This window comes from Bradyrhizobium sp. 157 (assembly GCF_023073815.1).
In the GTDB taxonomy this organism is placed as follows: Bacteria; Pseudomonadota; Alphaproteobacteria; order Rhizobiales; family Xanthobacteraceae; genus Bradyrhizobium.
Genome location: NZ_JADPKF010000093.1, coordinates 1 through 5,794 on the forward strand (window position 1 = coordinate 1; position 5,794 = coordinate 5,794).

7 protein-coding genes are annotated in these 5,794 nt (G+C 61.8%); 5 read left to right on the forward strand and 2 right to left on the reverse strand.

Going from position 1 to position 5,794, the window contains the following annotated elements; all coding sequences use genetic code 11:
- Positions 1-327: 327 nt before the first annotated feature.
- Together IVA95_RS30060 and IVA95_RS30065 are read left to right on the forward strand one after the other, a co-directional pair.
- Entirely contained in the window at positions 328-705 is a 378-nt protein-coding gene (locus IVA95_RS30060) for a PRC-barrel domain-containing protein (RefSeq protein WP_057842937.1), read from the forward strand.
- A 263-nt stretch (positions 706-968) separates the two neighbouring features.
- Complete coding sequence (locus IVA95_RS30065; protein ID WP_247513790.1) at positions 969-1,874, forward strand: 3-keto-5-aminohexanoate cleavage protein; 906 nt, start codon at positions 969-971, stop codon at positions 1,872-1,874.
- A 141-nt stretch (positions 1,875-2,015) separates the two neighbouring features.
- On the opposite strand, the gene IVA95_RS30070 is transcribed toward IVA95_RS30065, so the two are convergent.
- Positions 2,016-2,627 (reverse strand): helix-turn-helix domain-containing protein, encoded by a 612-nt coding sequence (locus tag IVA95_RS30070; RefSeq protein ID WP_247513791.1) that lies wholly within the window; start codon positions 2,625-2,627, stop codon positions 2,016-2,018.
- A 120-nt stretch (positions 2,628-2,747) separates the two neighbouring features.
- Here IVA95_RS30070 and IVA95_RS30075 point away from each other — a divergent pair, with 120 nt between their 5' ends.
- Both IVA95_RS30075 and IVA95_RS30080 read left to right on the forward strand, forming a co-directional pair.
- On the forward strand, positions 2,748-3,236 hold the full coding sequence (locus tag IVA95_RS30075; RefSeq protein WP_247513792.1) for a tautomerase enzyme: 489 nt from the start codon (positions 2,748-2,750) through the stop codon (positions 3,234-3,236).
- 47 nt (positions 3,237-3,283) lie between these two features.
- The gene (locus tag IVA95_RS30080) at positions 3,284-4,063 is read left to right on the forward strand and encodes a crotonase/enoyl-CoA hydratase family protein (protein WP_247513793.1); all 780 of its coding nucleotides are present in this window, start codon (positions 3,284-3,286) and stop codon (positions 4,061-4,063) included.
- A 71-nt stretch (positions 4,064-4,134) separates the two neighbouring features.
- On the opposite strand, the gene IVA95_RS30085 is transcribed toward IVA95_RS30080, so the two are convergent.
- On the reverse strand, positions 4,135-5,025 hold the full coding sequence (locus IVA95_RS30085) for a LysR family transcriptional regulator (RefSeq protein ID WP_247513794.1): 891 nt from the start codon (positions 5,023-5,025) through the stop codon (positions 4,135-4,137).
- 116 nt (positions 5,026-5,141) lie between these two features.
- On the opposite strand from IVA95_RS30085, the gene IVA95_RS30090 reads away from it, so the two are divergent.
- Positions 5,142-5,573 carry a cupin domain-containing protein gene (locus IVA95_RS30090; RefSeq protein ID WP_247513795.1) on the forward strand — a complete coding sequence of 144 codons (432 nt, stop codon included), beginning with the start codon at positions 5,142-5,144 and terminating at the stop codon, positions 5,571-5,573.
- Positions 5,574-5,794 lie beyond the last annotated feature (221 nt).

Below are 5,794 nucleotides of genomic sequence, written 5' to 3' on the forward strand. Positions count from 1 at the left end.
ATAATCTCTGACACGGACGCCTCCCTTAAGTGGTGCTCAACACCTCCACTTTGGCACATCGATGCCGTCGGCGGGGCGTCCACCCCATCATAAATTCGGGTGCAGCGCTGAATAGCAGCCGTCTCCGCCTTTGCGGCAGCACACTCGTAATCGCCCACCGGCATGTCCGCCAATAACAGACACTATGATTGGGGGCGGACGCTCAGGCTCCCTGCGCCGCAACAAATGCCCTTGGCCGCGCTGTGAAATGTTCTCCGCTGCCAGGAACGACCCCTGTAGCGGCCGAGTTAATTCGACGAAATCCACTCTTGTGAAGGGAGCCGAGCCATGGCCCGTGCAACAGCCCATCCGGATCATCAATGCATCTCAAGCGAAGACATTCATGGAACCGAGGTTTATGGAGCAGATGGAAAGAATATCGGTGAGATTGATCACCTCATCATCGACAAGGTGTCAGGTCGCGTAGCTTATGCCGTCATGAGCTTTGGCGGATTTGTCGGGTTGGGCCACAGCCATTATCCCATCCCGTGGAGCGCCCTGACATATGATACTTCGCTTGGTGGTTTTCGAACCAATATCACCGAGCAACAGCTGAAGGATGCGCCGGAGTTCAGTGACGACTCCTGGCAAGATCGAGACTGGGAAACGCGCACCCACCGGCACTACGGGATACCTACGTACTGGGAAGGGCGAGGTGGTCTATAAGGCTCGGTAGCATCTGAAAATTTTCACTCGTCAGTGCCGCTGAGTCATTGAAGAAAGTTGGTCGACCGCCCTGGCTCGGCGTGGGGCGGTCGTACTATGCCTTCAAGTGCCAGCGAAAGCGCCTTTCATGAGGGAAGGCAGCGCCAGACCCTCCGTGTCCGCCTTGGTTAGTTGCGGCATCCGCCAGAGCCCAAAGATGCGTCTGCTTAGCCTCAGCAATCGATATCGCTCGTTTACGGGTACACGCCCCATGGATAGAAGGATTGGATCTTCAGGAGGGCGATACCGTGCGCAAGGTCTGGATCGAGGCGGCGTTGAACGGCTCATGGGGCCGCGCGCTCCAACCCGGCATTCCCGATACCGTTGAGACCATCATCGCCGAGGGCGTCGCCTGCGCGCGAGCCGGCGCTACCATCATTCATGTCCATGCCTATGATGGCGGCGGCCCGCAGACCTACGACTGGCAGGTCTATGCCCGCATCATCGAAGGCATTCGCAATCAGGTCGATGTGCCGGTCTATCCCTCCTATCCGGCATTCATAACCACAGGCAGCGACGGCAGCCCGCTCGCCGACGTCGCGGCCCGATTTGCCGACATCGAAGAACTTGCCGCGCGCGGCCTCTTGGATTTTGCCGTCATCGATCCCGGTAGCGTCAATTTGAGCCTGACAAAAATCACAGCGGACACGCAGCCTGGCGGCACCTACATGAATCCTGAATCCCATATCCGGTATGCGCTCGATTTCGCAGCACGCCGCGGCCTGCATACCGATTTTGCTATCTACGAGCCCGGCTTCCTGCGGGCCGGCGCAGCGCTTGCGCGCGCGTCTGGCGTCAAGGTGCCGATCTATCGTCTCATGTTCTGCAATCTGATCGCGGTCGGTTTTCCGCCAAAGCCATATGCACTCGCGGCCTACCTTGCGCTGCTGGAGGAGGAAGCGCCCGGCGCGCCCTGGATGATTGCGGGCGTCAGCGCCGATCTCCGCCCGCTGTTCACTGATACGATCGCACGCGGCGGCCATCTTCGCGTCGGCCTCGAGGATGCGCCGCTCGGCACCACCGCGACCATTCTAGAACTGGTCGAAGAGGCGGTTAGAACTGTGCGCGAGCATGGCGCGGAGCCTGCTACGCCTGCTGAAATGCGGCAGGCGTTGGCCGCATCCGGCTGACTCAAAATGCACCCTATGAAATCAGGTTCGTCATGCCCGGGCTTGTCCCGGGCATCCACGTCTTTGCTTCAATCAGGCAAAGAAAGACGTGGATGGCCGGGACAAGCCCGGCCATGACGAAAAGGCATCACGAGCCCCGTTCTACTTCTCCAACGCCCCGGCGAGCACCAGCTCGAGCTCCTGCCTGACATCATCAAGTGGCTGGGCGCTGCGCGCGGCGCGACACATCGCGACCGTTCCCTCTACGGACGCGATGACGAGTGCGGCGAGCCGCCGCGCGCGCGCCGGCGCCACGCCCTCGCGGCGTAGGGCCGTGAACATGATGCGCTGCCAATCGGCAAACACGCCGTCGGCAAGATCGAGCAGATGCCGTTGTGCGGCTTCGTCCGGCTCGCCGTCCTTCTCCGTAGCGTCGTTGACATATTGCTCGACCGCAACCGCGAGCACCGGGCATCCGGCCTGGAATTTCGTTCTCTCCAGCGTCTGACGCCACAGCGCGATGAAGGTGCGCAGACCCGCGATGGCGCCGCGCGATTGGACCAGATGCCCCAGCGGCCCGCTGACCTGCTTGCCCGCAAACACCAGCGCGTCCTCGATCAATTGCTGCTTGCCGCGCGGAAAATGATGGCCGATCGAACCCCGCGGCGTACCGCTATGGCGGACCACCTCGCGCATGCTGGTGGCGTTGACGCCGCGGCGGCTCATCAGGTCGGCGGCGCCTGCGACCATTTTTGCGCGGGTATCTGACGTCATCGCGAATCCTGTTCCAATGGACGGCCCACCCTAGAATATGACGCTTGACATAGCCAGCTCCATGTGACGCTATGACGAATGTCATAGTCGGCCACGTAAGTCGCAGAAGGGATGTGCGTGATGACCTTCATCCATGTGATGACCCCGCAGGGACGGTTGAACGCCGATCAGCGGCGCGTCTTGGCAAAGACGCTGACGGATGCCGTGCTGGTGCCGGAAGTCGGCAAACTCACGCCGGAGGCGCGCCGCGGCTATCAAGTGCACTTTGCCGAGCGCCCGCTCGACATGATCGCGCACGGCGGAGAGCTGCTGTCGGACAAACCCAGCGACGTCATGGTGCTCGATGTCGTGGTGATGGACTGCTGCTGGACGCGCCAGGATCGCGCTGCCGTTATCCGCAATATCTACGCCGCGCTTGCAGACGTCTGCGGGATGAAGACGCCCTCGCCCGGCTGGTGGATCAATTTCCGCATCATCGAGGAAGGAAGCTGGGGGTCGCGCGGCGGCGTGCTGTCGTTCCTCGACCTGCTTGAACATGGCGCAGCGCATTTTTCGCCGGAACGCGCCGCGGCGATCCGCACCGCACTTGCCGTCAAATACGAGCGATAGGCGCGAGCCCGGCACTGCATTCCAAAACAGTCAGGACGGAGAAGACCATGAGCAGCGAAGGAACAATCCGCACCGAAACCCATGATCGCATCTTCAAGATCATCATCGACAACCCCGCCAAGAAGAACGCGTTCTCGCCGGCGATGATGGAGCAGTTGTCGGACGCCCTGACCGAACTCCACAACAACGACAACTATTGGGCCGGCGTCATCTGCGCCGAAGGCAGGGATTTCACCGCCGGCCTCGACATGCCGAAGTTCTTCGGCCCTAACGCCGAGAAGCGAAACTTCAAAGAAGGCAATGTCGACGTCTTCGGCCTGCAGAAGCGCTGCAAAAAGCCGATCGTCACCGCGGTGCAGGGCATCGTCTTCACCATCGGCATCGAGCTGATGCTGGCGGGCGACATTGTTGTTGCCGCCGACGGCGCCCGCTTCTGCCAGATGGAATCCAAGCGCGGCATCGCCCCGCTTGGAGGTGCGCATTTCCGCTTCCTGTCGCGCACCGGCTGGGGCAACGCGATGTATCATCTGTTCCTGTGCGATGAATTCACCGCAACGCGCGCCCGCGAGATCGGGCTGGTCCAGGAAGTCGTGCCGGCCGGCCAACAGATCGAGCGGGCGATGGCGCTCGCCAGGATCATTGCCGGCAATGCGCCGCTCGGAATTCAGGTCACCAAGGAAGCGGCCCTTAAATATGTCGAGCAGGGCGAGCAGGCGGCGATCGCCTATATCCCGACCGTGCGGGAACGCGTGCTCAACAGTGCCGACGCGCGCGAGGGCATTCAATCCTTCATCGAGCGGCGCGCCGCGGTCTTCCAGGGACGGTGATTACCGCCCGCCCCTGACCTGACATCGACAATCTCGGCGGGCCTATCCGGTAGGCGCGGGGGCTTCCCCGCCTACCCCGTCAGGATCGATTTCAACGAGTCGCGCTGCTCGACGATGTAGTCGAAAAACGCGGCAATCCGCGGCACGCGTCGGATGTCGGGGTGCGTCAACAGCCGCCAGCTTCGCGTCAGCTCCGGCACGGGCCCGAGCACACGGACCAGATCCGGCTCCACGTCCCCGAGCGCCGTCGGCAGCGGCCCTATTCCAGCGCCGGATTTCACCGCGGAAACGAGGCCGAGCACGCTGTTGTTGCGCACCGGCATCCTTGCATCGGGAGCAACGTCCTTCAGCCACTTGGCGGCCCGGTGATTGGCCAGCGTCTCGTCGAAGCCGATGAGAGGATGTTGCGACAAGTCTTCGACACGATCGGGCTTGCCGTGACGCCCGACATAATCACGGCTGGCATAGACCGCCCAGAACGAATCCGCGATCCTCCGGCCGATTAGCTCGTCGTCAGTATCGCCTGAGCGGAAAGCGACGTCGACCTCGCCCTTCGACAGGTCGAGATAGCGGTCGCTGGTGATGAACTCGACGCGCAAATGCGGATGGCGGGCATGAAACCGCTCGATCAGGCCCGACTGCGTCATGCGGATGACGATCGGCTCAGGGCACGTGACGCGGATCGCACCCTTCATCTCATGCTCGACATCGGTTGCCCGCCGCTGGAAATCCCCTATCGCGGCCTCGACGTGTTCAGCAAAGGGTAAGAGCGTGGTGCCGTATTCGGTCAGACGATAGCCACTGGCCTGACGGCTCACCAGCGCCTGGCCGATCCGGCGCTCCAGCTCTTCGAGCCGGCGGTGCACGGTCGACTGGCTGGTGCCGAGCGCCTTGCCGGCTGCAATCGTGCTGCCGTGCCGCGCCACGGCGAGAAAGTATTTCAGGTCGTTCCAGTCGAACATGCGCCCATTATGCACTTTTGGAGCGGGACCTAGCAATCTTGCGGCTCCCGCGGCGTCGCTCTGCTGCCTAGGCTGTTGCGTCGAAACAGCGCGGTGATTAACGAAAGGAGCGATACATGCATAGCCATCTTGTGCCGGGCATCACCCTGCTCGTCGGCCTCGGCCTCAGCCATCCCATATCGGCGCAGCAGCACGGAGCGGCCGCGCCGAATATCGCCAAACCGAACATGGTGCTGCAGCAGGTCGTCGAGGGATTGCCAAAGGACGACAAGCAAACCGTGCGAGTCATGACGGCGACGTTCAAGCCGGGCGACAAGACCGTCTATCACACCCACCGTTTTCCGGTGACGGTCTACGTCCTCGAAGGCGCCTTCACGCTCGAACTCGACGGCCGTCCACCGCTCACGGTCAAGGCCGGCGAGGCGATGGTCGAACCGCCGAACGTGCCCATGACCGGTTATAACCGCAGCGCCACCGAGCCGACGAAGGTGGTCATCTTTTACGTCAGCGCGAATGACACGCCGTTCCTGGACGTGCATTCGCACTAGTTGCTGCTCAAACCCCTCATCCTCTTATGTCCCGTGTCAAGAGGCGGGACATGATGAAGGGCTGTCTCCAGGAATGCAGGAGAGGTGTCGGTGGAATGATCGTGCAAGGGTGGAAGCAGAATCCAGAGACGTCGGTCAACAAGCTCTTATTCGCGGGTTCACGCATTTCCGTTGGTTCGTCTGGGGCTGTCCCGGTCTGAGGTCGGACGTCGATCTTGCGA

Coding starts and splice junctions, on each gene's coding strand:
- IVA95_RS30060 (WP_057842937.1), top strand. CDS start 328: ATGGCCCGTGCAACAGCCCATCCGGATCATCAATGCATCTCAAGCGAA.
- IVA95_RS30070 (WP_247513791.1), bottom strand. CDS start 2,627: ATGACGTCAGATACCCGCGCAAAAATGGTCGCAGGCGCCGCCGACCTG.
- IVA95_RS30075 (WP_247513792.1), top strand. CDS start 2,748: ATGACCTTCATCCATGTGATGACCCCGCAGGGACGGTTGAACGCCGAT.
- IVA95_RS30080 (WP_247513793.1), top strand. CDS start 3,284: ATGAGCAGCGAAGGAACAATCCGCACCGAAACCCATGATCGCATCTTC.
- IVA95_RS30085 (WP_247513794.1), bottom strand. CDS start 5,025: ATGTTCGACTGGAACGACCTGAAATACTTTCTCGCCGTGGCGCGGCAC.
- IVA95_RS30090 (WP_247513795.1), top strand. CDS start 5,142: ATGCATAGCCATCTTGTGCCGGGCATCACCCTGCTCGTCGGCCTCGGC.